Here is a 23,800-nt window from a genome sequence, read left to right as displayed (position 1 = left end):
TTGGTAGTGAGATGGTGCTGGTTCAGGCGACCGCGCCGATGCCGCGCGGGGGTGTGGGGGTGCCGTGGATGCGGCGCGCGTAGCGCCGGAACGAGCGGCGGCCGAGCAACGGCAGCAGCCGGCGCAGCGGCGCGGGAAGCTTGCCCATCTCGATCCCGATCACCTCGGGATCCCCCTCGTAGAGCATCATCCCGAAGCCCAGGAACATGAGCCGCTTGGGAATCGAGGACATGCCCCGAGCGGTGAACTCCTCCCACTCCTCGGCCGTGATGTGCCGGGCCATGATGGGCAGCAGATGGGTCTCCTCGGCGTGCAGATGCTCGAACAGCGCCGCGCACATGCTGGACAGGATCCCGGCCAGCGCTTCGCCGTCCGAAGCCGACGCGGTCCGGCGCCAGGTGCCGAGCGCCTCGTGCGCCTGCTCCAAGAGCGCCGCCACCTGCTCGTGCTGGCTCTGCATCACGTGCACCAGCGGGGCGAGCTCACCGGGGACCCGGGCGAGCAACACATCCCACAGCAGATCGTCCTCGACGCTGTGGTGGTGGTGCAGCAGCGACAGAAATAGGGTCGCGTGGGCTGCCACGATCGAGGTCCGGCGGTGGTCTCCCCCGGCGACGGCGCGTACCGCCGCCGGGGACAGGCCCAGCTCACGGCGGAAACTGGAGTGCGCGACCCGCATCATGCGCACGTCGGTCAGCCCCTGCCCGTGGAGCCGCGGCCCTTCGGTGGTCTGGTGTTCCATGCTGCTTCCTCTCTGATGAGGACAGCCTGCGGCCACGCGCTTGGAAGGCACCCCGTTTTGGCTTGGACGCCACCTCCCGGCGAGCGATGACGTGCCGTAGCGTGACCGACGTGCGCTATCAGGTGTTGGGTCCGGTCGAGGTGCTCGATGCCGGCGGGGACCCGGTCCAGCTCGGCGGCCAGAAGCAGCGGGCGCTGCTCGGTCTGCTGCTGGCCGCCCGCGGCCGGGTCGTCTCGGTCGGCCGCCTCATCGACGAGCTGTGGGCCGACGAGGCCCCGCCGAAGGCGCTGACCTCGGTGCAGTCCTATGTTGCGAACCTCAGGCGGGCGCTGGAACCCGACCGTCCAGCCCGCGCACCCGCCCAGGTCCTCATCACGCGTCCGCCCGGCTACGCCCTCGCGACCGGCTCGCTCGACTCCATCGAGTTCGAGACGCTGGCGAGCGCGGCGCACGAATCCCTTGCGACCGACGCCGCGCATGCCCGGGAGCTCCTGCGCACCGCCGCCGGGCTCTGGCGCGGTGAGCCGTACGCCGACGTGGCTGTGGCGTCGCCCGGCTTGGCCGCCGAGGCCGCCAGGCTCGGCGAGCTCAGGCTGCTGGCCACGGAGGATCGGTTCCGCGCCGAGCTCGCGCTCGGCGTGCACGCCCGGCTGGTGGGAGAGATCGAGCAACTGGTGGCCGCGCAGCCGCTCCGTGAAGCGGCCTGGGGGCTGCTCGCGGTTGCCCTGTACCGGTCCCAGCGCCAAGGGGAGGCGCTCGACGCGCTACGGCGGGCCAGGCGGCTCCTCGCCGAGGAGCTCGGCGTGGACCCAGGTCCGGAGCTGAGACGGCTCGAGGAGGCGGTGCTGCGCCACGAACCGTCGCTGGAGGCCAGGCCCGCTCCCGTCACGCCACCGGCATACGGCACATCGGCCGACGCCAGGCCACGCGCCGACGCGTCCGGGCTGGTCGGCCGGGAGGAGTGGCAGGCACGCCTCACCGGCTATCTCGTCGATGCGAGCGCCGGTCGCGGCACCGTGGTGCTGCTGACTGGGGAACCAGGCATCGGCAAGACCGGCCTGGCCCGCGCCCTCACCGCGACCGCCACCGCGATGGGCTTACATACCGGATGGGGACGATGCGAGGAAGCCGTGGGGGCTCCCGCCCTGTGGCCGTGGTCGCAAGCCTTGGGCCCGCTCCTGCGCGCCGCCGGGCCGGCGGCGCGGCTACCGGCCCTGGCGGCCCTGCTGCTCGGCTCCGACGACGGTCCGGCCGCCACCATCACGGCGATGGGCGTCGAGATGGCGGCCTTCCGGCTGGCCGAGGCCACGGCCGCGCTGCTGCGTGACGCGGGACCGACCCTGCTGGTGCTCGACGACTTGCACTGGGCGGACGGCGACACGCTGAACCTGGCCCGCCGGCTCGGCGCGATGCTCGCGGACCTACCGGTCGTGCTGCTCCTGACCAGCCGCGACGCCCAGGCCGACCACACGCAGGAGCTGGCCGAGACACTGGCCGAGCTCACCCGCGCCGGCCTCGTCCGGGCCGGTCTGCGCGGGCTGGACCAGGCGGGGGTACGGGCCTATGTCCGGCTCCGGCACGGCGTGGAAATCGCGGACGAAGTCTCCGCGGCGTTGGGGGAACGCACGAACGGCAATCCGTTCTTCCTCGGGGAGCTTGTGCGGCTGCTTGCGGACGAACGCCTCCTCACCACACCGGGCGCCGTGCGCGCGCTGAAGGTGCCTGACGGGGTGCAGGACGTCGTGCGGCGGCGGGTCTCCCGGCTGCCCGACGACGCGGAGACCCTGCTTGCGACGGCCGCGGCGTGGGGACCGACGTTCGATGTCGATCTCGTCGAGGCGGCGTCGGGGCTGACCGCGGACGCCGCGATGAACGCCACTGAAGCCGCCCTGCTGGCGGGCTTGATCGTGGCGGACGGTACGCGCCACCGGTTCACGCATGGCCTGGTCCGGGAGGCCGTCTACGTGCGGCTGCCGCCGGGTGAGCGCCGCCGGCTGCACGCGGCGATCGCCGAGGTGATCGAGGAGCGGTCCGGCGCGGCGGGCGAGACGCGCTCCGCCGAGCTCGCCCACCACCACGGCCTGGCCGGGGCCGGGCACGCCCGCGCCGCCTGGACTCACGCGTTGCGGGCGTCGGCGCTCGCGGCGCGGCAGCCCGCTCCCGCGGAGGCCGCCCGCCTGCAGGAGGCCGCGTTGACCGCGCTGACCCGAGACCCCACCGCCACCGCCACCGACCGGTACGACGTGCTCATCGGCCTCGCACTGGCCCGCAGGCGCGCCGGCTACGACCAGCAGGCGTGGGAAGCCACGCGCGAGGCAGCCGAGGTGGCCCTCGCGGGTGGGGACGTCGTCGCGGCAGCGCGGGCCGCGGTGGCGACCACCGCCGATGCAGTCTGGAGCTGGCGCGAGTACCGGGTGGTGGACGTCTCGGGCGTTACGCTGTTCGAGCGGCTGGTCCGGGAGCTTCCCCCGGGACACCAGGCGTTACGGGCACGGCTACTCGCTGCTCTCGCGGCAGAGCTCTACTACGGTACGGACACCACCGGCCGCACCGTGGCCCTGTCCACCGAGGCCGAATCCCTGGCTAGGGCCCACGGCAGCCGGGCTGACCTGGCTCGCGTGCTCGAACTCCGCCATGTCGCCTACGAGCGACCCCAGCTGCTGGCCGAACGGCTGTCCGCGGCGCGCGAGCTCGCCGACCTGGCCGGCCTGCCCGACTCTGCAGACGATCCGGCCGCCCTCGCCCGCGCGCTGGTGTTCCGCGGGCGAGACCAGATCGAGCAGGGTGACATCGCCGCGGGACTGCACGACTACCGGCGTGCTCGGGAGCTGGCGCAGACGTACGCGCTCGCCCCGGCGCTGGTCGTGCTCGACTGGGCCGGAGCGGTGGCCGACATCGCCCGCGGCCGGTTCGCCGAGGCTGAACGGGCGATCGCGAAGGCTCACAAGTTCCACGCGGGCACCACCGTCGCCGGCGCCGCCGAGGTCCCGATCGCCCTGACGGCGACGCTGAACCTGGCCCGAGGCACATTGCCGGCGATCGAGCCGCTGCTGGCCGAGTCCGCCGCCGCCACCGGTCTCGCCCTGCTGCACGAGTGGCACGCGCTGGCACTGTTGCGTTCGGGCCGGGCCGATCAGGCGCGGTCCGTGCTCGGCGCGTGGCGGCAGCAGCCGGAGGTGCCGATGGACTACCTATGGCTGACCCACCAGGTGATCCGCGCGGAGCTCTGGTCCGAGCTGGGCCCGGCGGACGCCGCGTACGACCTGCTCACACACCTGGTGCCCTACGCGGACCGGATCGTGATCGGCGGCACAGGGATCACGTTCGCCGGATTCGCCGGACACCACATCGGCCTGCTGGCCAGGGCGTACGGCGATCTGGACGGCGCGGCCGACCATCTCGGAGCGGCGCTGCGGCGCAATGAGGAGGCCGGACTGCGTCCCTTCGCCGCGGCGAGCGCCCGTGAGCTGGCCACCACCCTCAGGCGCCGCGACCGGCCCGGCGACCATGAGCAGGCGGCCATCCTGACGATCCGCGCGTCCGCGCTGACCGACCCCTGTGGATCAACCCACTAACCCCACAAGCGCTCATAGCGTCCCAACGGCAAGAAACTGCCTTTGCTCTGTACCGCGTCAAGACCATGGCACAGCGGTTTGAGCTGTGCCGGGCGAAGCGCGACATCCAGCCGCTGGACGACGTCGCAGCCCAGCTAGAGCAGCTTCTTGCGGATCGCCTCGGCCCGCTCGGCTGAGAAGACTCCGCTGTCGAGCAGGGCGCCGGCACCCGAGTCGCCGAGCAGGACGCCGCCGATGGCCATCATGTCCGGCGCCGGCTCGACGAAGTGCACCTGAAAGCCCACCGGGCGGCCTCGGCGAACTGGCCGATCTCGGGCACCAGGACGGCATGAGGCGGGTTGGATGAAGGCTCAGTGCCGGCGGCGGTGCCGGTCGAGGAAGAGGCGGACCACGGCGGCGACTTCGGTGTCTTCGGGGCTGGCGCCGCCGAAGCCGCCGTGTGGCATCGCCTCGAAGACGTGCAGCTCGGCTTCGACGCCGGCCGACAGCAGCTTGCGGTGCATGCGGACGGTGTTGGACAGGAACAGGTCCCGGGTGCCGGACTGCAGGAACGTGGGCGGGAAGCCGGACAGGTCGGCGAACAGCGGGGACAGGTAGGGGTGGGAGAGGTCGTGCCCATTCGCGTAGAGCTCGTTCACCTCCCGCAGGCTGGACAGGACGTTGTCGATGCCGGCGTTGGTGTGGAAGCTGTCGCCGGACTCGGTGAGGTCGACCTCCGGCGTCCGTAGCACCAGCGCCGCCGGCATCGGGAGCCCTTCGTCCTTGGCCCGCACCAGCAATGCGGCGGCGAGGTTGCCGCCGGCCGAGGCGCCGCCGACGAAGACGTCGGCCGGGTCGCAGACCTTCAGCAGCGTCCGGTAGACGGCCAGGCAATCGTCGAGCGCGGCGGGAAAGGGGTGCAGCGGCGGCATCCGGTAGTCGACGCTCCAGGTGGTCATCCCGGTGCTCCGGGCCGCGTCGCCGGCGGCGTGAGCGCACAGGTCGCCGCCGCCGTAGAGGAGGGCGCCGCCGTGGATGTCGAGGTAGATCGGCCCCTCGTCGGTGGCGGGGTCGCTCTCGGCGCGCAGGACGTACGTGTGGACGCCGGCGACCTGTGTGTCCTGGACGGCGACCGGCAAGGGAAGGGCGTGGTCTGCGAGCCAGGTGCGGATGTAGCCGTCGGTCTGCTCGACCAGGCGCAACCAGCCGTCGGTGTCGTCCCGTTTGGGAAGAGTGGGCGCCTGCATCGGCGGCTGCGCCAGGAATTGGCGGGCTGCCTCGCTGAGGTGCGCGGGGATCGGCAGCGGGGAGGGAACGGAGGGATTCATGGGTCGTCTCCTTCGGAGGATGCGCTTATGCGAGTTGATCGCTTGGTATGCCGATCCTCTGGATGAGGGCGCCATCTGGCTCGTAGAACAGGAAAGACGCGACTCCGGGCGGTGGCGACCAGAAGGGGTAGCGCGAGGCTCGGTCGAGGCGTCGGCGAGCGGTAGAGTCCGGACGATCACCTTCATAGCTCGATGGTGGCGACCGGGATACCGCCGCACATCGGCACATGGGCCGCAGCCGTACTGGCCGATAGTTCGAGCATCGGACTGTACTTTCGCCTCTGCACACCAGGGAGTACGCCGACACGCGTCGCCTCCGAGGCCGGGAGTTCATGGAGCCGCTACGCCCCAGCGACGACCACACCCCGTGACGCCCCACCACATAGTCCGTGTCCGGGCCTACCTCAAAGCCCGGCTCAACGAGGCGCTTCGCCGGCCCGGCATGTTCGGCGGTGAGATTGCCTTGCGCCTTCTGTTCGATCACGTGGCCTACGCAGAACTCGGCGGCCTCGTAGCGGGGACGGGTGATGTGCCGTCGGAGTACTGCGTTCTCGTGACGCAGCACCAAAGCTCGGCGTCCTTGGCCAGCTCGGTGCCAGCCAGCACGACGATCAGCTCCAGCACCCGCCGCACGATCATGTAAGCGGAGCAGTGGCAGTCCGCCGCGTCAGCGGAGCAGGAGGCGGTCCATCGCGTCTGCCAGCCAGTCGGCGTACTCGCGCAGTTCCCATTTCCTGCCGGCCATGAACGCCTCCGCCGTGTGAGTGGTGAAAGTCGCCCAGTAGATGTCGGTGGCACGTTCGACGGTCAGTCCCGGGCGCAGCAGGCTGGAGAAGGATTCGATGATGGCCCGGGAGTCGGTGTAGCGGCGCCGTTCGTAGTCCTCCCATGCCTCGGCGATCTCCAGATCGCCCGCCGCGGCCTCCCGGAACACCCGCAGCACCGGCCCGACCCGGGGAATCCAGTCCTGCGCGATTCGCGCCATCAGGCGTAGCTTTCTCTCCTTGTCGCGTTCATCGAGCAACTGCCGGAACCGGTCGTGCTGTATCAGCGGCCCAGCAGTGGCGTCGCCGGCAATGCTCACGTCGACCACGGCAAGGAGCAGCGCCGCCTTGCTGCCCTGCGCGTACACGGTCGGCGCGGAGACCCCCGCCCGCTCGGCGATGTCCTTCATCGTCGTCTCCGCGTAGCCCTGGCCAACGAAGCATTCGGTGGCGGCCGCGATCACGGCCGCCCTCGTGCGCTCCGCCTGCTCGGCACGCAAGGCCGAGTGGTACGCCCGCCTTCGCTCAGTCATGGATTGACTTTACCGCAACTTAATTCATATTATAGCTACTAAACCCAAAAGGAGCGATCATGACAGCCTCTTCCCCGTCCGCCACCGCCCCCCACACCAGGCAGTTGCTCCTCACCGGTCAGGCCGCCGCGCCGCCCGGTCCCGTCGACGTCGCGGGCATGTACCTCATGCACCGCGCATTCCGGCGGGACCTCGACCTGTTCGCCGCCGCCACCGCCGCCACCCCGATCGAGGACCGGCAGTGCTGGGCCCGCCTCAGCCGCCGCTGGCAGCTGTTCTCCAGCACCCTGCACAAGCACCACCTGGGTGAGGACACCGGGCTGTGGCCGCTGCTGTTAGAACGCGCCCGCGGCGCCGAGGCGGGCGCCGTGCTGGCCGCCATGTCCGCCGAGCACAAGCACATCGACCCCCTGCTCCACGCCTGCGACACCGGATTCGCCATGCTCGCCCGCGCCGGCGACGCCCAGGTGCGCCGAGATCTCGCCGGGCACACCGCCGAGCTGCGCGACCTGCTGCTGGCGCACCTCGCCCACGAAGAGCGCGACGCGATGGCACTCGTCCAGGCCCACCTGACCCAGCACGACTGGGAGCGCCTCGACAAGGAGCACTTCAGCGCCCAATACAGTCCGCGCGACATCCCCGCGGTGCTCGGCTGGATCGTGCACGGGCTCCCCCCGCACGCCGTGCGCCTGATGCCAGGAGGTCCCGTCCTGCGCGCCGCCGGCAGAGTGCTCGCCCGGCGCTTCGCCCGCGCCGAGCGGCGTACCTTCCATCACGTGTCCCCGGCGGATCGGCCGTGACCACCCGGTCGAGCGTGCTCACCTGGGCCAGCCGCAACGCCGCCAGGGCGCACACCTTCCTGTTCCGCCACACCCGGGCCGCTTCGGGCACCGCTTCCGCGGCGGCGACGTACTCCGACTGACCGTGCGCGGCCGGCGCTCCGGGCGTTCACCATCCCCCTGCTGCGTATCCGCGACGGCCGGGACTACATCGCCCGAAGACCGCGAACCATATGCCGCTCCGGCCACCGGTCGTCAGAAGGCTCGTGGGGAACAGGCACAGCGTGGACGTTCTCGTCCCAGGGCACTCTGGCTTGGACGGTGTGGTGGCAATGGACAGAATCGGCCAGAGTGAAGTGGCCATTGGTCTGAAGTGAGCCACGCTCGGCGAGGCCAGACCTGACAACCCGACGCTCCGCACACGATCACGCAGTCCAGACCGCCGGGGCACCCCTGAGCATCTCGAAGCGAAGCCTGCATCGAGAGAGAAAAAACCGGCAGCCGCCCACGCATTCCTTACGCCATTGCGGCACCCATCGAGTCAAGGAGAAGTCACCATGTGGGATCTGCTCACCGCCCGAGATGATCTGAGTAAGACCGAGGTACGACCGATGCCGGCACCAGAGCTGGTAGACGGTGAGGTTCTGCTGGAGGTCGAACGATTCGCCCTCACCAGCAACAACATCACCTATGGAAGGGTTGGCGACAGCTTCGGTTACTGGCGGTTCTTTCCAGCTCCGCACGGCTGGGGCCGGCTGCCTTGCTGGGGATTCGCCCGGGTGGTGCGCTCGCGCGCGCCGGGCGTCGCAGAAGGCCTCCGGGTGTACGGCTACCTGCCGATGTCCACTCACGTCACGATGCGGCTGACGCCCGGCACCGCTCGCGCCGACGTACCTGACCGGGCGTACGTCGACACCGCGGCACACCGCGCCGAAGGGTCGGCGACGTACAACACCTACACCGCGATGCCGGCTGATCCCTTCGACAACCATCGAGCCGTGTGGCGGCCGCTGTTTTCCACCGCCTACCTGCTCGACCACGACCTATCCCAGGCGGAACCGGCTCAGGCGGCGGCACCCACCACGGTCGTGCTCTCCAGCGCCTCCAGCAAGACCGCGATGGGACTGGCCTGGCTGCTGCACCGCCGCCAGATCCCCGTGGTCGGCCTAACCACGGCCGACAAGGTCGCTGCACTGACCCGGCATGGGCTCTATCACCAGCTCGTCTCCTACGACGCGATCGCCGATCAGAACCTCCATGGCCCCGTGGCCTTCGTCGACTTCGCCGGCAATCCCGATGTGGTCGCCGCGGTGCATCAGCGATTCGCTCACCATCTCACTCACAGCATCATCGTCGGAGGCACCCACTGGGACGCGCCCGCACGCGGTGGTGACCTGCCCGGTCCCACGCCCACACTGTTCTTCGCACCCGAGCGGGTCCGCAGCCTGTCCGCCGGCATCGGCGGCACCGAGCTGCTCCAACGCATGGACACCGCGATGCGCGACTTCGTCGCCGCGTCGGCGTGGCTGCGCATCGTCGAACACACCGGGCCAGACGCCCTGCAAAAGATCTACAACACGGTCATCGGCGGCCACGCGAAACCCGAAGACCTTCACATCATCAAACCATCGTGAGCCGCCGCCACGCCGGTTTTGCCCTCCGCGACCCGGCAGGAGACCTGTGGCTGACAAGCACCCACGGCCGCTCGCCGCGAGGCAAGAGCCCCGCACCGTCATCATCGGCTTCGACATCCTGCACGACCATGGCGCGCTGCAGCGCGTCGGATTCCGTCGCAGCCGATGACCGAGACCGAGTGGCACACGCGGATCGACTGGCTGATCGTCTGGGACGATGACACCCGGGTCTTGGCACTGAAGACCGAGCTGGCCGGAAGGGTCGAGCCCGACAATCCCGGGCAGGCGCTGGCGGCACTGCGCAAGCAGACCGGGATCGACGCCGCCGTGCTCCGGCTTAGCGGGGCGGAGACGGACGAGACGGCACGCATCATCCGGTGCACCCTCGTCGCCGCGCCGCGCACGGGCGGGAACGTCCTTCCGCAAAGGCCGCTGAGCGGCGCAGGACGCGGCGATCGGCACGCCGAACCAGCCACCTGGGTCAGTGCCGTCGAGGCCGGCCTCGACGGTGGTCCGCCATGGACGGATCCGCGATGGATCGACGGCGTGGCCGAGTGGCTGAGCGCGGACCTCGGGCTCGACCTCGACGACCGGCTTGAGCAGGAGCGCCTCTGGGACCTGTCCGCGGTGCTGCGGGCGGCCACGCCGCGCGGCGACGTCTACGTCAAGTCTTCCGTCGCCACCCCGCTCTTCGCCGACGAGGGAGCAGTCACCGCCGTCCTGGACAAGCTCTTCCCCGCTCAGGTTCCCGCCGTTCTCGGCCACCACGGCGACAGGCGGCTGCTCGCACTCGCCGACTTCGGCCCGGCGATCCGACACGCGTCCGACGAGGTCAACGCTGAGATGCTGAGCTCCTACGCAGCTCTCCAGGTGGAGTCAGTCGAGCGGGTGCCGGAGCTGCGGAGCGCCGGGTGCCTCGATCGCCGCCTGCCGTGGCTGTCCGGGCAGATCACATGGCTCGGCGAGGTGGATCATGCCGCACCGCCGACCTGGTGCGATCCGGCCACCTGGGTGACGGCCGAGGAGGCCGCCCAGTTGCGCGAGTCCATGCCCGGGCTGATGGCCGCGTGCGCGGAGCTGACCGGCTTCGCTGTGCCGTACTCCTTGGTCCACGGGGACCTGCATCTGGGCAACGTGGCGCGGGGGCCGCTCGGCTACCTGTTCTTTGACTGGACGGATGCCGCAATCGCGCACCCGTTCCTCGACCTGAGCAGCCAATTCTTCCAGCCCGGCGGCAGCGCGCTCGACGGGTACTTGGCGCGCTGGGCGGACTTCGACTCGCCTGAAAGGCTGCGGGCCGCCTGGAAGTTGGCCGCGCCGCTGTGCGCGCTGAACCAGGCGATCAGCTACGCCTCTCTCGCCGCCCACCTGCCGCCTCCGGTGGAGAAAATGGTGGGCGGCGGCACCGCGATGTGGCTACGCCGGCTCCTGCGGGCGCAGGCCCCCGGCTGGGTGGGATAGGACTCGGTCGACCTGCGCGAGCACGCCCCCTCCAGAACATGACACCGATCAACAGAACCCCACTGTGGAACGCGTTGGAACGCCTCATCAGCGGCTCCACTGGTCGACCATTAAACGTGGGTGCGTGGGTATCGTCTCGACCACCAGGAAGTTACACGCGATGATCGCGTGGGCCTGAGCGGACAGGAACTGCCGCCAGGTCGGCCCAGCCCGGCGGGGGCGCCGGAGCGATACCGGCGGTGTGCAGGATCTCCCCACCGTGGAGGCCGCGATCGGGTACCCCAGCCGGAATCATCGACCTGAATGTACCGCGACGACCATGATCCAGATCCGCATATTCACCGCTCACCAGCCCCGTTCGGCCCGCGTACCGTCAACGCGACGCGAACGTAGGAACGACCGGTTTCACGGCGGTTTCACGGATCGGCCCGCCGGCACCGTGCGGTCCTGATGTGATCGGCCAGTGGCGACAGCGACGACAGCGGCAGTTCCCGATGCGTCCATGCCTGCCTGAGATCCTCCGGGGTGTAGCGGGGCAGCAGGTGAAGGTGGAAGTGGAACACGGTCTGCCAGGCCGTAGGGCCGGTAGCGTGCCAGATGTTCATCCCGCCCGGTTCCAGCGCGCGCCGCAGCAGGGCGGCGGTGTGCACAGCACCCCGCATCAGCAGACCCGCGCGGTCCGGGCCGATGTCGGTCAGGTCGCGACAGTGCTCGCGGGGGACAACCAGGGTGTGACCGCGAGTCGCCTGCGAGATGTCAAGGAAGGCGACCACGTGCTCGTCGGAGTAGACGATCTCCGCGGGGATCTCTCCGGCAACGATGCCGCAAAAGGTACAGGTCCCGGTCATGGCCGCCTTTCCTCCACTTGATCGAGCCAGAGCGTAGCGACGCCGGATCAGACTCAGGAGAGCGGGGCACGTGTACCGCGTCAAATTCAGCCACGACGGTTCTGACCTGTGGTCTTGACGGGGTCTGTACCCCGCATAAAGATCGCGTCCTGTGCTCGTCCGCCTGTTCTATCTGATCACGCTTTTCGGCTGGCTCGTGTTGCCCGCCCGCAGCCAAGCGTCGAAGAACGCGGAGATCATGGCGTTACGTCACCAGGTGGCGGTGCTGCGGCGGCAGGTCGGACGCCCGAAGACGGACTGGGCCGACCGGGCCGTTCTCGCGGCGCTGGCCCGATGGTTGCCACCGGTGCGGCGCGGTCATCGGCTGCTCACTCCTGCGACGTTGCTGGCATGGCATCATCGCCTGTTGCGACGGGCCCAGACCTACCCGCATCGGCCCGGGCGTCCGGGAACGACCCCTGGGCTTCGACCCCGCCCGTTTCCAGACGAAGCCGCCAGCCTGCTACCGGGCCTCCTGACAGCTACCCGGACCGGACTTCCACCGGCAAGCGACGACGAGCTTACGAACTCAATATTCGAGCGGTACAGGTCCGGCTGCGGCCATCCAGCGAGAAGACTCACGGGCATCCTTCTATCAAGGGCCTGCGGCGGCGGTCCGCTGGATCTTCCACAGCGGGGACGACAGACGTGGTCATCTCGTCCAGAGTGAGCTTGAGCATCGGCGCGATGGTCCCGCCGAAATTGGCTCGCGCCTGCGCCGCTTCCGCATGTCGGAGATCTCTGCCCTGTTGTGATCGGTAGTTGGCGAAGCTGACCACGTGAAGGTCGGGCAACACCAGCCACGCGTAGGCCTGATCGGGTTCGAGAGAAGGGTTCTGGATCACAAGCCCGGAGGCGTTGAGCGGCTCGTACGGTCCGGTCAGTCGGGGCGCGGCGAAGCCATAGAGCCCCGTGGGCCCGCGATCGGCTGGATGAAAGGTGTGACGCTGGGTGGAGAAGAAGAGGTAGTACCACGACTGGTGGACGATGATATGCGGTCGTTCGAGCTCGTGGTTGATGGCCTCGGCCACGATGAGGGGCGGCAACAGGGACCAAGCGCCGGCCCGTGACTCGGCCAGGGCGATGGCGCCGGTGAAGCGGTCATCCCAGGCGGTGGACGCGGCGATGAGCAGATAGTCGCGCCCGTCGGCCGGGTCGCGGAACCAGCCGGGATCGCGGAAGGCCCTGATGTTCCCCGGTGACCCGTTGGCCTCCTCCACCGGCAGGTACAGACAGCCGTCGGAGCGGAGGATTTCCCGGTGTTCGGCGTCTTCGTGCAGCAGAATCCGGTCGCCGCCGGCCAGCAGGGCGGGGCGGGCCTCGATGACGCTCTGCCGGAACGTCGGGCGTGCTTCGCCTCTCCGGCCGGCGGCCGTGTAGAACACCGATACCGTGCCGTCGGGCCGGTGGACCGCTGATCCGGACCACTCGCGGCTGCCCGGGGAGGCGCCGTCGGCGAAGGCGTGCCCTAGGTCCTTCCATCCGTCGCCGTTCTTGGCGAGCAGGCGGATGCGGGCTCGGTCGTGGCGCTCTTCGGGGTGACCGAGCGCGGGGGCCGACAGCGTCATCCACAGCTCGTAGCCGTCGATCAGGGCTGTCGAGCCGTCCTCCTCCTGGATCGGCCACAGGTCCCACAGATCGTGGCCGGGCAGGATCCGGGGGACGGCCGCCGGGTCCATGACGGGTGCCGTGGTCGCGCTGCTCTCGGCGAGCAGATCAAGGTGCCGGCGTGTCCAGTGCGCCGGTCGGCCACCGCTCACGCGGCGCCCTGCCCCCGGCGGTGACCGTCGGCAAGCCTCTGGATCATGCCGGATCTCGTCGCGGGTCTCCGCGCAGCGCCCAGCCGTCCTCGTGGGACCATGAAACGACCTCTGCTTCCACTCGTGGGGTGTGATGTGCGATGTCCTGTCGGCGCCGCTCAGCCCTTCAAGGACCCCTGGAGCAGCGCCTTGACAAAGTGCCGCTGAAAGATGAGGAAGATCGCGAGCGTGGGGGCCAGGATCAGCAGCGATCCGGCGCACAGCAGGGGGATGTCGGTGCCCCACTGACCCTGGAAGGCGCCCAGCGCGCCGGACATCGTGCGTTTGGTGGGGTCGTCGACGAGGACGATGGCCAGTAGGAACTGGTTCCAGGTCCACAGGAACAGCAGGATGCCCAGGGAGGAGATCGCCGGCATGGCCAGGGGGACGTGGATGCGCCGGAACAGCTGCCACACGTTGGCGCCGTCCATCCGTGCGCTTTCGGACAGTTCCTCGGGCATGTTGATGAAGTGGGCGCGCATCCAGAAGACGGAGAACGGCATGAACAGGCCGATGAGCGGCAGGATGATCGCCCAGCGCGTGTTCAGCAGGCCCATGTCGCGGATCTGGTAGTACAGCGGCGTGATGATGCCCTCGAACGGGAGGGTCAGGCCGAGCACGAACGTCAGGAAGAGCGCGCGGCTGCCGATCACGCGCAGGTGGCCGATGGCGAAGCCGGCCATCGTGCCCAGCAGGATCGAGATCGGCACCACGCCCAGCACGATGAGGACGCTGGAGATCAACAGCTCGTCCATGTTCGCGGCCTTGAAGGCTCGCAGGAAGTTGCCCCACTGCGGATTGCTCGGCCAGGCCAGCCCGGGCGGGTAGGTGCCCGAGGGATGCAGGGCGGTGACGAACAGGCTGAGGAACGGCAGGACGGTGACCGCCATCATGCCGACGAGCAGCAGTCGGCCGGTCCAGGCTTCCCGCCACGCGGTGATCATCGGTTGCCGTCCTTGGTGAACCATTGGATGGGAAGGGCGCAGGCGATCACGAGGAACATGAGCACCACGGCCAGGGCCGATGCCGTGCCGATCTCGCGTTCGGAGAAGGCGAGATAGTAGATCTGCAGGCCGGGCACCATGGTCGTGTTGCCGGGGCCGCCCTGGGTGGAGATGTAGATGATGTCGAAGCTCGCCAGGGCCGCGATCACGGTCACGGTGACGCAGACCGCGATCTCCTGCCGCAGGCTGGGGACCGTGATCGAGATGAACTCCCGCCACGCGCCGGCGCCGTCCAGCCGGGCGGCCTCGTAGAGGGCCGGATCGATCTTGCTCATGCCGGCCAGGAGCAGGAGCGTGCACAGGCCGAGGAGCACCCAGGCGCCGATCATGCCGACCGCCGGCAGGGCGGTGGAGAAGTCGCCCAGCCAGGCCCGGGTCACCGTGCCGAGGCCGAGGAGCGAGAGGAACTGGTTGATCACTCCGGTGGAGGCCAGCAGCCAGCTCCACGCGATGCCGGCGGCCACCAGCGGGATGACCTGCGGCAGGAAGAGCACGGTCCGCGCCACGAGGGCGAGTCGGCTCGCGGCGATGCGCCGGATCGTCGCGGCGATCGCCAGTCCGAGCATGACCGGGATGGCGCTGAAGAACACGATCAGCTGAAAGGCGTTGATCAGTGAGTCGAACAGGTCGGGGTCGGTGAAGACCTTTCCGTAGTTGGCTGGCCCGACCCAGGTGGACGGGCCGATGCCGTCCCATTTGTACAGCGAGTACTGGAACGTCAGGGCGATCGGGCGCAGGACGAAGACCGCATAGAAGGCGAGCGCCGGGACGACGAACAGCCAGCCGATCAAGCCGCGCGTGCCGCGCAGCTTGGTCGGGGGCGGCCGCCGGTGTGTGGACCGGGCGCCGACAGGCCGGGCCATCAGCTCGCTCAGTTCCCTTCGATCTGGCCGAAGTAGTCGGCTTGGACCGCCTTCAGCAGCTCTTGCGGTGTCTGCTGTCCGCCCACCAGCTTCTGCAGGTTCGGGGTCCAGCTCTTGGCGTAGATGGCGCCGGTGGCGTTGGCGATGAAGTCCATCGCGCCGTTGTCCTTGGCAATGTCCGCTCCGGCGGCCAGTGTGCTGGCGGTGACCGTGTCCGAGGACACCTTCGGCATGTAGGCGTCGGCCGGGCCCATCGGATGCGATCCGCCGACCTCGACACCGACGTCGCGAGCCTTCTGGTCAGTGGCCACCCAGTTGAGGAAGAAGGCGGCGCAGTCGGCGTTCTTAGCGTTCGCGGCGATGCCGAAGGTGAGGGGCGCTGACATGGCGGCCTGCTTGCCGCCCTGCTGCGCCGGTGGCATCAGGGAGAAGCCGACGTTACCCGCCATCTGCTTGTCGAGGTTGCCCGACTCCCAGTCGCCGTTGAACATGAACAGGCCCTGGCCGTCGATGAAGCGGCTCATCATGGTCGCGTAGTCGACCGCGTTGACGTCTTTTTGGAAGTATCCTGCCTTGACCCACCGCTCCAGGTGCTGGACGGCCTGCAGGTTCGACGGGGTGTCGATCGTGGCCCCGGGCTTCTGGAAGATCCAGTCGTTGATCGGTCCGGGCGGGCCGTAGGCGGCCATGAGGTTTTGCAGCGGGAACGCCAGGCCGCCGGTGGCTCCGCCGTTGAACTGCACGATGGGTGTGATGCCTGCGTCCTTGGCCTTGGCCAGGGCCGCGTCGAGCTCCGCCAGCGTGGCGGGCGGCGTGGACATCCCGATCTGGGCGGCGAGTTTCTTGTTGTAGAAGACGCCGGTCATGCTGAAGTTGAGCCCCAGGGCGTACAGCGACCCCTCTCCGCGCGGTCGCCCACCCGGGCCCAGGCGCAGCTGCTCGAGCTGCGAGGCCGGCCACTTGTCCCAGCCGAACGCCTGCGCGTAGCCGTCCAGGTTCTTCAGCAGGTTGTCCTTGACCAGCTCCGAGACCTGGGGCAGGCGCATCAGGTCGGGCGGGTTGTCCGCCAGGACGCGCGGGGCGTTCTGGGTGATCACCGCGAACTGGTCCTCGCGGATGTTCCACGTGACGTTGGGGTGTTGCTTGGAGAACTCGGTGGTCAGTGCCTTGGGCAGCGGGAAGCCGGTCTCGAAGTAGCCGTTCATCGTGATCGGCGCCGTACCGCAGGTGGGTGCCGCTGACTGGGACGTCGGCTGCGACGACGTGCCGGTGGCTGCGGGCTGCGGGCTGTTGCTGCCGGGAGCCGCGCAGGCGGCGGCCAGCGTCCCCATGGCGATCACCAGCGCGGCCCCGGCCTGGCCGGAGCGAACTCGTCGAGCCATGTGCATCTCCTCTGCTGCCGGGGGACATGCGGCACCGAGCTGATGCCCCCTTCGTTGCTAAATCGGGTTAGCGCCCGTAGTGTCACGGCGCGCGTCGTACGATGTCAACCCCCTGTAACAGACTCTTGACGATCGGAGGCCCTGGGTGAGCTCACGACGGGTCACGCTGGCCGATGTGGCCAAAGCGGCCGGTGTCTCACGGCCGACCGCCTCGCTGGTGCTGTCCGGCCGCGGCCGTGAGCTGCGGATCTCTCAGGACGTCGAGCAGCGTGTCCTGCGAGCCGCCGACGAGTTGCAGTACCGGCCCAACATCGTCTCCGTGGGCCTGCGCACGGGCACCACCCGGACGATCGGCTTCGTCTCCGACACGGTCGCCACCTCACGGCTGGCCGGCGACATGATCAAGGGGGCGCTGGAGGCCGCCCGCGAGCGCGGCGTCATGCTGTTCATCGGTGAAACGGAAGGAGACGCCGAGCTCGAACGCCTCCTGCTGCAGGCCATGCTCGACCGCCAGGTCGACGGGCTCATCCTGGCGTCGATGTTCACCACGACCATCAAGGTGCCCAAGGTCGTCGCCGCGGCTCCCGCCGTCCTGCTCAACGCGCTGCCCAAACAGCCCACCCACCTGCCCTCGGTCATCCCCGACGAGATCGAGGCCGGCCGCTGCGCCGCCCGGGTGCTGCTCGAGGCCGGCCATCGCGACGGCATCTACCTGATCGGCGCCGGCCCGGGCCTGCGCCAATTTCCCCCAGGAGGCGTAGCGGCGATGGAACGACTCAGGGGCATCCGCGAGACGCTCGGCGAGGCAGGCGTCAACGTGGCGGGCGGCCGCCTTTGCGATGACTGGCAACCCGAGTACGGTCTCGCCGCGACGCGGGCACTACTCGAAAGCACGCGCCCGCACGCGTTGATCTGTTTCAACGACCGGCTCGCCCTGGGCGCCTACCAGGCACTCGACGACTTCGGACTCAAGGTGCCCGCGGACGTCTCCGTCGTCTCCTTCGACGACCACCCCATCGCCACGTGGATGCGCCCCAAGCTGACCACCGTGGCACTGCCCCACTACGAGCTCGGCCGCAAGGCCGTCGACGTGCTGTTCACCCAGATCGGCCGCGACCAGGCAGACCCCGATCCCAAGGGCGAGGTGCACCGGGTGCCGATGCCCCTGCGCAGCCGCGAGTCCATCGGCCCACCATCTGCCGCGGAATCCGTCGGCTGAACGCCACCGAGGGCCGCTGTGACCATCCCGCCGCCCGGCCCGCCGCCCGGCCCGCCGCCCGGCGCCGGAGGCCCGACGGCGGATTGACGCCGCCGCTTCTGTTCCTGGAGCGGCGAACGGATTAACGTCCTCGCCTGGCGGCGCTCACGCCCCCGGGTGACCTGCGCATGCTCCGCGAATAACGGGGGATGGACTGCCGCTGCGGCGATGACGGACAGGTCGGCACCGCCAAAGCCCACACGGATCTCTACCGTCGTGTCCCCCGCCGGTCCAGCCGTCCCCGCAGCCCACGTCATGCCTTGACAGGCGCGGAACCGGCCGTAATAGTACGGCTAACCCGATTTAGCGCCAGCGTCACAACGCTGGTCTGAAGGAGGTGCAAACGGAACAGGCGCCTTGTGTGCGCCAGCCGGCACCCGAAACGCAGTGGAGGTCACCCACATGACCACCCGCCGACTCATCGCCACTGTCATGGCGGCCGGACTCTTAACGACGGCCACGCCGGCGTCAGCGTCGGCGCCCGCGGACACCCCGGCGGGTATCCAGAGCGTCACGGCGATCACGAAGGTTTACACCTACGGGCAGAAGGTGTCCGCGGTAGCAGTCGAATACGGCGAGACCGTCAACCCGCGAGAATTGGACAACTCGACGTTCTCGGTGCAGGACACGCTCTACAACTTCCGCTTCAACCCCATCGAGGACCTGCCCAAGCTGACCGAGCGGAAGGTCACCCACACCTACACCAACAACGCCGCCACCACCCGGACCGACCAGCGCTCCGTGCCCGGCCGGTACGTCATCGTCGAACTCGACCCAGAGCAGAACGCGGGCTGGACGGTGATCGTCTCCAAGTGCCCGACCTTCCTGTGCACGGTGAAAGTGAACCCGGACCTGCCCACCCAGCTGGTGCAGCGCAAGAACGTGTACGGCCGGCCAGGCCTCGGGATCGGCAAGGGCCCGCTGCTGGCCAGGGCGACGCCGGAAACCTCCATAAAGGTGACCGAGAAGCCGGTCGACCTCCTCGTAGACGAGTTCCGCTACGGCTCGTACCTGTCCGGCGGGATGGTGCTGCCGTACCACTACCACCTGCCGAAGAACTACGACCCGGCGAAGACGTACCCACTGATGGTCGTCCTGCCCGGGCACGGCATGGGCTGGGACGGCGACAACCTGACGGTCCAACTGGCCGCGGACATCCCCGCGACCGCCTGGCTGCAGCCGAAGTGGACCGGCAGCACGGAGGACGTCATCGTGCTCGCCCCGCAGCACCAGCGCGTCGGCAGCCCGGCCGAGGCGGATTTGCTGGTCAAGCTGCTTGATCAGTTCCTCGAGGACTTCGCCGTGGACAAGCGGCGGGTCTACGCCACCACTGTCTCCTACGGCTCGCAGCTGCTGTGGAACGCATTCGCCAAGCGGCCGGACCTGTTCGCCGGTGGGTTGGTGACCGGCGGCTTCGCGGTCAACGCCGAGCAGGCGGCGGCCATCGTGGCCGCGGAGATCCCGTTGTGGGTCACCCACGGCGTCCACGACCACCTGCTGAACATCAACCTGGCTCGCACGACGCGGACCCTGTTGCGGGACGCGTACGCCGCGCGGGGCAAGACACCCGAGCAGATCGAGACCCTGTTGCGGTACACCGAGTACGAAGACGCGGCATTCTCGCTCCCTGACTACCACGCCGCGTACGGACCCACCTACGAGGACGGCTCCATCCTCCGGTGGCTGCTGAGCCGGACCAAGCAACCAGCCTGACAAGCGCCCGACTCCGGATCGTGTTGCAGAGTTGCCAGGCCTCGGTCGGGTTGCTGGAGGTCCGCGCCTTCGACTGACGCACGCGGGTCAGCCGAAAACTTCTGCGACAGGTCGCAAAGATGCCCCCGCTCTGCCGCGTCCTTATGGCAACAAAGGACGCAAAACGTGCATCTACCTATTCGTCACTCAATAGGTGGTTTGACACGTTTGCCATGAAGAGCGGAGTTCCAGCGGTCGATGAAGCCTCCACATAAGATCACCACGCTGCTCGCCGTCGCATGCCTGCTGACGGCGGGCTGCGCGGTGTCCAGCGCGGCGCCTGCCCAGAACGGCCGGCGTACGCCCGTGACCGGCATCGTGCACCAGCCCGACGAGATCTCGACCGTCTCGCCGACGTGGATCGACGGCCTGCGGGTGGTCCGCGACAGCAGCAACGACCGGTCGTGCGCCTGGTCAATCGCGTACCCGCGGGTGCCGGGTGCTGACTTGTTCACCGCGGCGCTGCGGCGCATGGTGGAGGACCGGCGCGCCGAGTTCCTCCGCCAGGCGTGCGACCATACCGCCGAGCTGAACCTGGACTTCGCGTTCCTGGTCGCCTCGGGAGACGTCATCGGGGTGCGCTACACCGAATGGTGGCTGGGCGGCGCCGGCGACGGCAAATCCACGACCACACGCTGGTACGACGGGAAGACAGGCCAAGCCCTGCCTGCGGTTTCCCTCATCGACCCCGACGCGTTCGGCAAGCTCGCCGCCGGGCTCGGCACGGCGCTGTCGAGGAAGCAGGGCTTCGACTCCGGGGCGTTGCGCAGCGTCATGGCCGACGACGCCTCCCGGAGCCGTTACCTGGACGATCTGGCGTTCACCGCCCACGGCGACCTGGTGGTGACCTTCGACGAGAGCGTGGTGGGGGTGGCGCCCGCGGGGCAACTGCGGGCCGTGCTGCCTGCCTCGATCGCGCGCCCGCTGCTGTCGGACTTCGGCCGTAGGGTGCAGCGGCAGGTCGTGGAGCCCGAGCGGCACCTCGGTCTGAACGGCTCCGTCTCCCCGACGCCCACGCTTGCCCCGGCAACGGAGGGGACCGCCGACTGCCGGCAGGTCAAGTGCGTGGCGCTGACGTTCGACGACGGCCCCGGGCCTTACACCCAGACGTTGCTGGCCCATCTGGCCAAGTTCCACGCGCGTGCCACGTTCTTCGTCGTGGGACAGAACGTCGCGATAAGTCCAGACGTCGTGCGCCAGACCGCCGAGGCCGGGCACGAGCTCGGCAACCACAGCTGGTCGCACCGCGACCTGACCCGGCTGACGGCGGCCCAGGTGCGGGATGATCTGCGCCGCACGGATCAGGCCATCAAGAAGGCGTCGGACGTGTCGCCGCGTATCGTCCGGCCCCCGTACGGAGCCGTCAACGACGTTGTGCGTGAGCAGACGCCGCATCCCCTCATCCTGTGGAGCGTGGACACCCTGGACTGGAAGTACCGCGACTCCGCCCGGGTGACCCGCGCGGCCGTGTCGGGGGCCAAGCCCGGCGCGATCATCCTTTTTCATGACATCCACCCGACCACGGTGGCGGCCATCCCGCAGATCTTGCATACGTTGTCCGGCCGCGGCTACCACTTCGTCACGGTCACCCAGCTGCGCGACGAGGCCGCGAGGTGAGCGCGAACCGGCGGGAGTTCGACGAGTTCGTGGCGGCGCGCTCGGCCGCGTTCATGCGCCTGGCCTACCTGCTGACGGCCGGTGACCAGCACGCGGCCGAGGACCTGCTGCAGACCAGCCTGGCCAAGACCGCGCTTAAATGGAGCAAGATCGACGATCCGGACGGCTATCTCCGGCAGGTGATGTACCGCCAGCAGATCTCGTGGTGGCGGCGCAGGCGGGAGTACGCCGTCCCGGAGATTCCCGAGCAGGCGAACGCGGCGGACGCCACGCACGGCGTCGAGCTCAAGATCATGGTCCAGAACGCGCTCGGCAGGCTGACCGCCAAGCAGCGGGCCGTGCTGGTGCTCCGCTACTTCGAAGACCAGTCGGAATCCACCGTGGCCGCGACCCTCGGCTGCAGCATCGGCACGGTACGCAGCACCGCCCACCGGGCCCTGGCCCGGCTCCTGCAGTTGTGCCCCGAACTCCACGACCTGTACACCCGCTCGGGAAGGACCTGACATGACCACTGACGAGCTGCTGAAAGACACGCTCACCGCGGTGGCCGACCAGGCCAGGACGCCGACCGGCGTGGCGCACGCCGCATGGCGGCAGCGGACTCGCATGCGGATCAGGAGAGCGGCCACCACCGCGGCCGCCGTGGCCGCCGCCGTCACCGTCAGCGCAATCATGGCGCCTTCCCTTGTCGCGCGAGAGGACCCTCCGGTCGCGACCAGCGTTATCGCTGGAGGGATAGCGGCCGATCTCAGCCACGCCCCGCCTGTGACCCGCGTCGCCGCCGGACGCCTCACGCTCACCGCGTACGCCGACTGCGCGTCGAGTTGCGACTGGTACCTGTTCACGTACGCCGACGCGAGCGGCTACACGGCGGCTCCATGGGGATGGATCGACGTGGCGCCCGGGGGCCGGACGGCCGCGGTGCTGGAGAAGAATCTGCCCGCGCGCCGGATCGGCCTGGTCGACACCACCGCCGCCTCGGTGCGGCGCTGGATCGACCTCGGCCGCGCCGTCGCAGGCAGCGTCGCCTGGTCCCCGGACGGGAAGCGGCTCCTGGTGACCACGTACGACGCCGACCCCGGACTTCTCGACGACCCCGGCGAAGCAGGACCGTCCAGAACCGGCTTCGCCATCGTGGACGTGGCGAGCGGCGAGACCACCTTCCACAGCCTGCCTGACGACTCCGGCATGCGCAGCGACTTGTCCTGGAGCCGCGACGGCTCGCTGATCTGGGAGGACATCGGCGCCCGCCAGCAACCCCGCGCGTACTACGACCTCACCGGGCAGCCCCGCCCCGGCCCGGATCAGGAGTCCTCGAGCGACCAGCCCGCCGGGCTGTCCCCCGACGGCCGGCGCCTGGCCATGGGCGGCAGGAGCGGCTCGGCCCCCTTCGTCGCCGAAATCGCCTCCGGTCAGACCACGCTCCTGGAACCGGGCGGCGGTCAGGCCATCGTGCGATTGCTCGCCTGGGCCGACGACACGCATCTGATCGCCTGGATGGCGGACACCGGCGGCGACAAATCCCGCTACCGCCTGGTACTGGTCGACGTGACAGGAAAGCCGGAGTTCACAGCCCTGACCGGCTGGACCGACCGGCTCACTCGCCCGAGCTGGCTGCCGTCCTTCACGGAGTCCTGAATCCCTTGATGATGAGCCGGCCCGCCAGGCTCAGCTCCCAGCCGAACACCGGGATCGCCACGACCGCCGCAGCGTCGACACCTGCTCGACCAGGCCGAACATCGTGGCGGTCGCCGACGCGAACACAAGCGGCCCGCCCACCAGCCCCAGCACGAAGCTGGGCCCGAGCAGGAACGTTCAGTTGTGGATCGCGACCAGGGCCATGCTTACGGAACCGCGCCCAGTCCCCGACCCGGCTCGTCGCGGTGGCCGCCCGTCTGCGCAGCCGCCAGTGTTTGAGCACCAGCACCTATCCTTGCTCGCATGGGTGACGTACTGAAGGGGCGAGGTTGCGCGTGGGAGTTCGAGGACGGAGGGCTGCGCATTACGCCTGAGCCGGGTAAGGCGTCGAAACTGAGCATGGAGCTCGGTGAGCGGTTCGTGCCGTACGACGCGCTGGCCGATGTCATGCTGGAGCCTGGTGCACGCGGCAGGGTGGTGTTGCGGGTGGTTCCCCGGGAGGGAGCCGACCCGGTCATGTCCGCGGCAACGGGGCAGCTCCAGGAGTCGCTCGATCCGTACCGGCTGGTGCTGCCCGCCGCCACGAAGACGCTGGCCGACCAGTATGCCGACGAGATGCGCGCGGCCCTGTCCGAGCGCGGTCCGGCTGAGCGGTTCCTGATCGCCGGTCCTTCGGTACCGAGGTGTGTCAGAGAAAATGCACCAGATCGGGTCTTAAATACCCATCAGTCGCGGGAGGGGTTATAGGGGATCCTGGCGTAGTTCTCGCCGGGCTGCAACCCGGGCCTCGTGCGCGTCCTTCAGC

The 23,800-nt window shown here is 69.3% G+C and carries 22 protein-coding genes; 12 read left to right on the top strand and 10 right to left on the bottom strand.

Going from position 1 to position 23,800, the window contains the following annotated elements; all coding sequences use genetic code 11:
• Positions 1 to 22: 22 nt before the first annotated feature.
• A complete protein-coding gene (locus tag ACTWQA_RS48540; RefSeq protein ID WP_443165630.1) occupies positions 23 to 742 on the bottom strand; it encodes a hemerythrin domain-containing protein in 720 nt (239 codons plus the stop codon).
• A gap of 110 nt (positions 743 to 852) precedes the next feature.
• On the opposite strand from ACTWQA_RS48540, the gene ACTWQA_RS48535 reads away from it, so the two are divergent.
• Positions 853 to 4,317: an ATP-binding protein gene (locus ACTWQA_RS48535; protein ID WP_443165629.1), complete on the top strand. Its 3,465-nt coding sequence runs from the start codon at positions 853 to 855 to the stop codon at positions 4,315 to 4,317.
• Between the two features lie 134 nt (positions 4,318 to 4,451).
• On the opposite strand, the gene ACTWQA_RS48530 is transcribed toward ACTWQA_RS48535, so the two are convergent.
• The 4 genes from ACTWQA_RS48530 to ACTWQA_RS48515 form a co-directional block, all read right to left on the bottom strand.
• Entirely contained in the window at positions 4,452 to 4,601 is a 150-nt protein-coding gene (locus ACTWQA_RS48530; RefSeq protein ID WP_443165628.1) for a hypothetical protein, read from the bottom strand.
• 66 nt (positions 4,602 to 4,667) lie between these two features.
• The gene (locus tag ACTWQA_RS48525; RefSeq protein ID WP_443165627.1) at positions 4,668 to 5,624 is read right to left on the bottom strand and encodes an alpha/beta hydrolase; all 957 of its coding nucleotides are present in this window, start codon (positions 5,622 to 5,624) and stop codon (positions 4,668 to 4,670) included.
• Positions 5,625 to 6,113: 489 nt separating this feature from the next.
• A complete protein-coding gene (locus ACTWQA_RS48520) occupies positions 6,114 to 6,263 on the bottom strand; it encodes a hypothetical protein (protein ID WP_443165626.1) in 150 nt (49 codons plus the stop codon).
• 28 nt (positions 6,264 to 6,291) lie between these two features.
• On the bottom strand, positions 6,292 to 6,921 hold the full coding sequence (locus ACTWQA_RS48515) for a TetR/AcrR family transcriptional regulator (RefSeq protein WP_305915671.1): 630 nt from the start codon (positions 6,919 to 6,921) through the stop codon (positions 6,292 to 6,294).
• Between the two features lie 59 nt (positions 6,922 to 6,980).
• Between ACTWQA_RS48515 and ACTWQA_RS48510 the strand changes: the two genes are divergently transcribed.
• The 5 genes from ACTWQA_RS48510 (at position 6,981) to ACTWQA_RS48490 (ending at position 10,795) form a co-directional block, all read left to right on the top strand.
• Positions 6,981 to 7,721: a hemerythrin domain-containing protein gene (locus ACTWQA_RS48510; RefSeq protein ID WP_443165625.1), complete on the top strand. Its 741-nt coding sequence runs from the start codon at positions 6,981 to 6,983 to the stop codon at positions 7,719 to 7,721.
• Positions 7,718 to 7,843, top strand: a complete 126-nt coding sequence (locus ACTWQA_RS48505; protein WP_443165624.1) for a hypothetical protein — start codon at positions 7,718 to 7,720, stop codon at positions 7,841 to 7,843. The genes ACTWQA_RS48510 and ACTWQA_RS48505 overlap by 4 nt, the downstream gene beginning before the upstream one ends.
• A 414-nt stretch (positions 7,844 to 8,257) precedes the next feature.
• The gene (locus ACTWQA_RS48500) at positions 8,258 to 9,334 is read left to right on the top strand and encodes a DUF2855 family protein (RefSeq protein ID WP_443165623.1); all 1,077 of its coding nucleotides are present in this window, start codon (positions 8,258 to 8,260) and stop codon (positions 9,332 to 9,334) included.
• Positions 9,335 to 9,380: 46 nt separating this feature from the next.
• On the top strand, positions 9,381 to 9,503 hold the full coding sequence (locus ACTWQA_RS48495; RefSeq protein WP_443165622.1) for a hypothetical protein: 123 nt from the start codon (positions 9,381 to 9,383) through the stop codon (positions 9,501 to 9,503).
• Positions 9,500 to 10,795 (top strand): phosphotransferase, encoded by a 1,296-nt coding sequence (locus ACTWQA_RS48490; RefSeq protein ID WP_443165621.1) that lies wholly within the window; start codon positions 9,500 to 9,502, stop codon positions 10,793 to 10,795. The genes ACTWQA_RS48495 and ACTWQA_RS48490 overlap by 4 nt, the downstream gene beginning before the upstream one ends.
• A 416-nt stretch (positions 10,796 to 11,211) precedes the next feature.
• On the opposite strand, the gene ACTWQA_RS48485 is transcribed toward ACTWQA_RS48490, so the two are convergent.
• The 5 genes from ACTWQA_RS48485 to ACTWQA_RS48465 form a co-directional block, all read right to left on the bottom strand.
• The gene (locus tag ACTWQA_RS48485) at positions 11,212 to 11,643 is read right to left on the bottom strand and encodes an HIT family protein (RefSeq protein WP_443165620.1); all 432 of its coding nucleotides are present in this window, start codon (positions 11,641 to 11,643) and stop codon (positions 11,212 to 11,214) included.
• Positions 11,644 to 12,260: 617 nt separating this feature from the next.
• Positions 12,261 to 13,442 (bottom strand): glycoside hydrolase family 68 protein, encoded by a 1,182-nt coding sequence (locus ACTWQA_RS48480; protein WP_443165619.1) that lies wholly within the window; start codon positions 13,440 to 13,442, stop codon positions 12,261 to 12,263.
• 158 nt (positions 13,443 to 13,600) lie between these two features.
• Positions 13,601 to 14,425 carry a carbohydrate ABC transporter permease gene (locus tag ACTWQA_RS48475; RefSeq protein WP_443165618.1) on the bottom strand — a complete coding sequence of 275 codons (825 nt, stop codon included), beginning with the start codon at positions 14,423 to 14,425 and terminating at the stop codon, positions 13,601 to 13,603.
• Positions 14,422 to 15,348, bottom strand: a complete 927-nt coding sequence (locus ACTWQA_RS48470; RefSeq protein WP_443165617.1) for a carbohydrate ABC transporter permease — start codon at positions 15,346 to 15,348, stop codon at positions 14,422 to 14,424. Before ACTWQA_RS48470 ends, ACTWQA_RS48475 begins: the two co-directional genes overlap by 4 nt.
• 8 nt (positions 15,349 to 15,356) lie before the next feature.
• Positions 15,357 to 16,730: an ABC transporter substrate-binding protein gene (locus ACTWQA_RS48465; protein WP_443165616.1), complete on the bottom strand. Its 1,374-nt coding sequence runs from the start codon at positions 16,728 to 16,730 to the stop codon at positions 15,357 to 15,359.
• A gap of 145 nt (positions 16,731 to 16,875) precedes the next feature.
• Here ACTWQA_RS48465 and ACTWQA_RS48460 point away from each other — a divergent pair, with 145 nt between their 5' ends.
• The 6 genes from ACTWQA_RS48460 (at position 16,876) to ACTWQA_RS48435 (ending at position 23,742) form a co-directional block, all read left to right on the top strand.
• Complete coding sequence (locus ACTWQA_RS48460) at positions 16,876 to 17,949, top strand: LacI family DNA-binding transcriptional regulator (RefSeq protein WP_443165615.1); 1,074 nt, start codon at positions 16,876 to 16,878, stop codon at positions 17,947 to 17,949.
• Between the two features lie 441 nt (positions 17,950 to 18,390).
• Complete coding sequence (locus ACTWQA_RS48455) at positions 18,391 to 19,701, top strand: hypothetical protein (RefSeq protein ID WP_443165614.1); 1,311 nt, start codon at positions 18,391 to 18,393, stop codon at positions 19,699 to 19,701.
• A gap of 237 nt (positions 19,702 to 19,938) precedes the next feature.
• Positions 19,939 to 21,357: a polysaccharide deacetylase family protein gene (locus tag ACTWQA_RS48450; RefSeq protein ID WP_443165613.1), complete on the top strand. Its 1,419-nt coding sequence runs from the start codon at positions 19,939 to 19,941 to the stop codon at positions 21,355 to 21,357.
• Positions 21,354 to 21,860 (top strand): SigE family RNA polymerase sigma factor, encoded by a 507-nt coding sequence (locus ACTWQA_RS48445; RefSeq protein ID WP_443165612.1) that lies wholly within the window; start codon positions 21,354 to 21,356, stop codon positions 21,858 to 21,860. Before ACTWQA_RS48450 ends, ACTWQA_RS48445 begins: the two co-directional genes overlap by 4 nt.
• 1 nt (position 21,861) lies before the next feature.
• On the top strand, positions 21,862 to 22,995 hold the full coding sequence (locus ACTWQA_RS48440; RefSeq protein WP_443165611.1) for a TolB family protein: 1,134 nt from the start codon (positions 21,862 to 21,864) through the stop codon (positions 22,993 to 22,995).
• A 303-nt stretch (positions 22,996 to 23,298) separates the two neighbouring features.
• On the top strand, positions 23,299 to 23,742 hold the full coding sequence (locus tag ACTWQA_RS48435; protein WP_443165610.1) for a DUF4429 domain-containing protein: 444 nt from the start codon (positions 23,299 to 23,301) through the stop codon (positions 23,740 to 23,742).
• Positions 23,743 to 23,800 lie beyond the last annotated feature (58 nt).

Source organism: Nonomuraea sp. 10N515B, from assembly GCF_052245915.1.
In the GTDB taxonomy this organism is placed as follows: domain Bacteria; phylum Actinomycetota; class Actinomycetes; order Streptosporangiales; family Streptosporangiaceae; genus Nonomuraea.
Note: the sequence above shows the minus strand (reverse complement) of the source record. Positions and strands in the feature narration are given on the sequence as shown.

Coding starts and splice junctions, on each gene's coding strand:
- ACTWQA_RS48470 (WP_443165617.1), bottom strand. CDS start 15,348: ATGGCCCGGCCTGTCGGCGCCCGGTCCACACACCGGCGGCCGCCCCCG.
- ACTWQA_RS48510 (WP_443165625.1), top strand. CDS start 6,981: ATGACAGCCTCTTCCCCGTCCGCCACCGCCCCCCACACCAGGCAGTTG.
- ACTWQA_RS48435 (WP_443165610.1), top strand. CDS start 23,299: ATGGGTGACGTACTGAAGGGGCGAGGTTGCGCGTGGGAGTTCGAGGAC.
- ACTWQA_RS48465 (WP_443165616.1), bottom strand. CDS start 16,730: ATGGCTCGACGAGTTCGCTCCGGCCAGGCCGGGGCCGCGCTGGTGATC.
- ACTWQA_RS48485 (WP_443165620.1), bottom strand. CDS start 11,643: ATGACCGGGACCTGTACCTTTTGCGGCATCGTTGCCGGAGAGATCCCC.
- ACTWQA_RS48440 (WP_443165611.1), top strand. CDS start 21,862: ATGACCACTGACGAGCTGCTGAAAGACACGCTCACCGCGGTGGCCGAC.
- ACTWQA_RS48520 (WP_443165626.1), bottom strand. CDS start 6,263: ATGATCGTGCGGCGGGTGCTGGAGCTGATCGTCGTGCTGGCTGGCACC.
- ACTWQA_RS48540 (WP_443165630.1), bottom strand. CDS start 742: ATGGAACACCAGACCACCGAAGGGCCGCGGCTCCACGGGCAGGGGCTG.
- ACTWQA_RS48490 (WP_443165621.1), top strand. CDS start 9,500: ATGACCGAGACCGAGTGGCACACGCGGATCGACTGGCTGATCGTCTGG.
- ACTWQA_RS48525 (WP_443165627.1), bottom strand. CDS start 5,624: ATGAATCCCTCCGTTCCCTCCCCGCTGCCGATCCCCGCGCACCTCAGC.
- ACTWQA_RS48515 (WP_305915671.1), bottom strand. CDS start 6,921: ATGACTGAGCGAAGGCGGGCGTACCACTCGGCCTTGCGTGCCGAGCAG.
- ACTWQA_RS48475 (WP_443165618.1), bottom strand. CDS start 14,425: ATGATCACCGCGTGGCGGGAAGCCTGGACCGGCCGACTGCTGCTCGTC.
- ACTWQA_RS48455 (WP_443165614.1), top strand. CDS start 18,391: ATGACCACCCGCCGACTCATCGCCACTGTCATGGCGGCCGGACTCTTA.
- ACTWQA_RS48500 (WP_443165623.1), top strand. CDS start 8,258: ATGTGGGATCTGCTCACCGCCCGAGATGATCTGAGTAAGACCGAGGTA.
- ACTWQA_RS48450 (WP_443165613.1), top strand. CDS start 19,939: ATGAAGCCTCCACATAAGATCACCACGCTGCTCGCCGTCGCATGCCTG.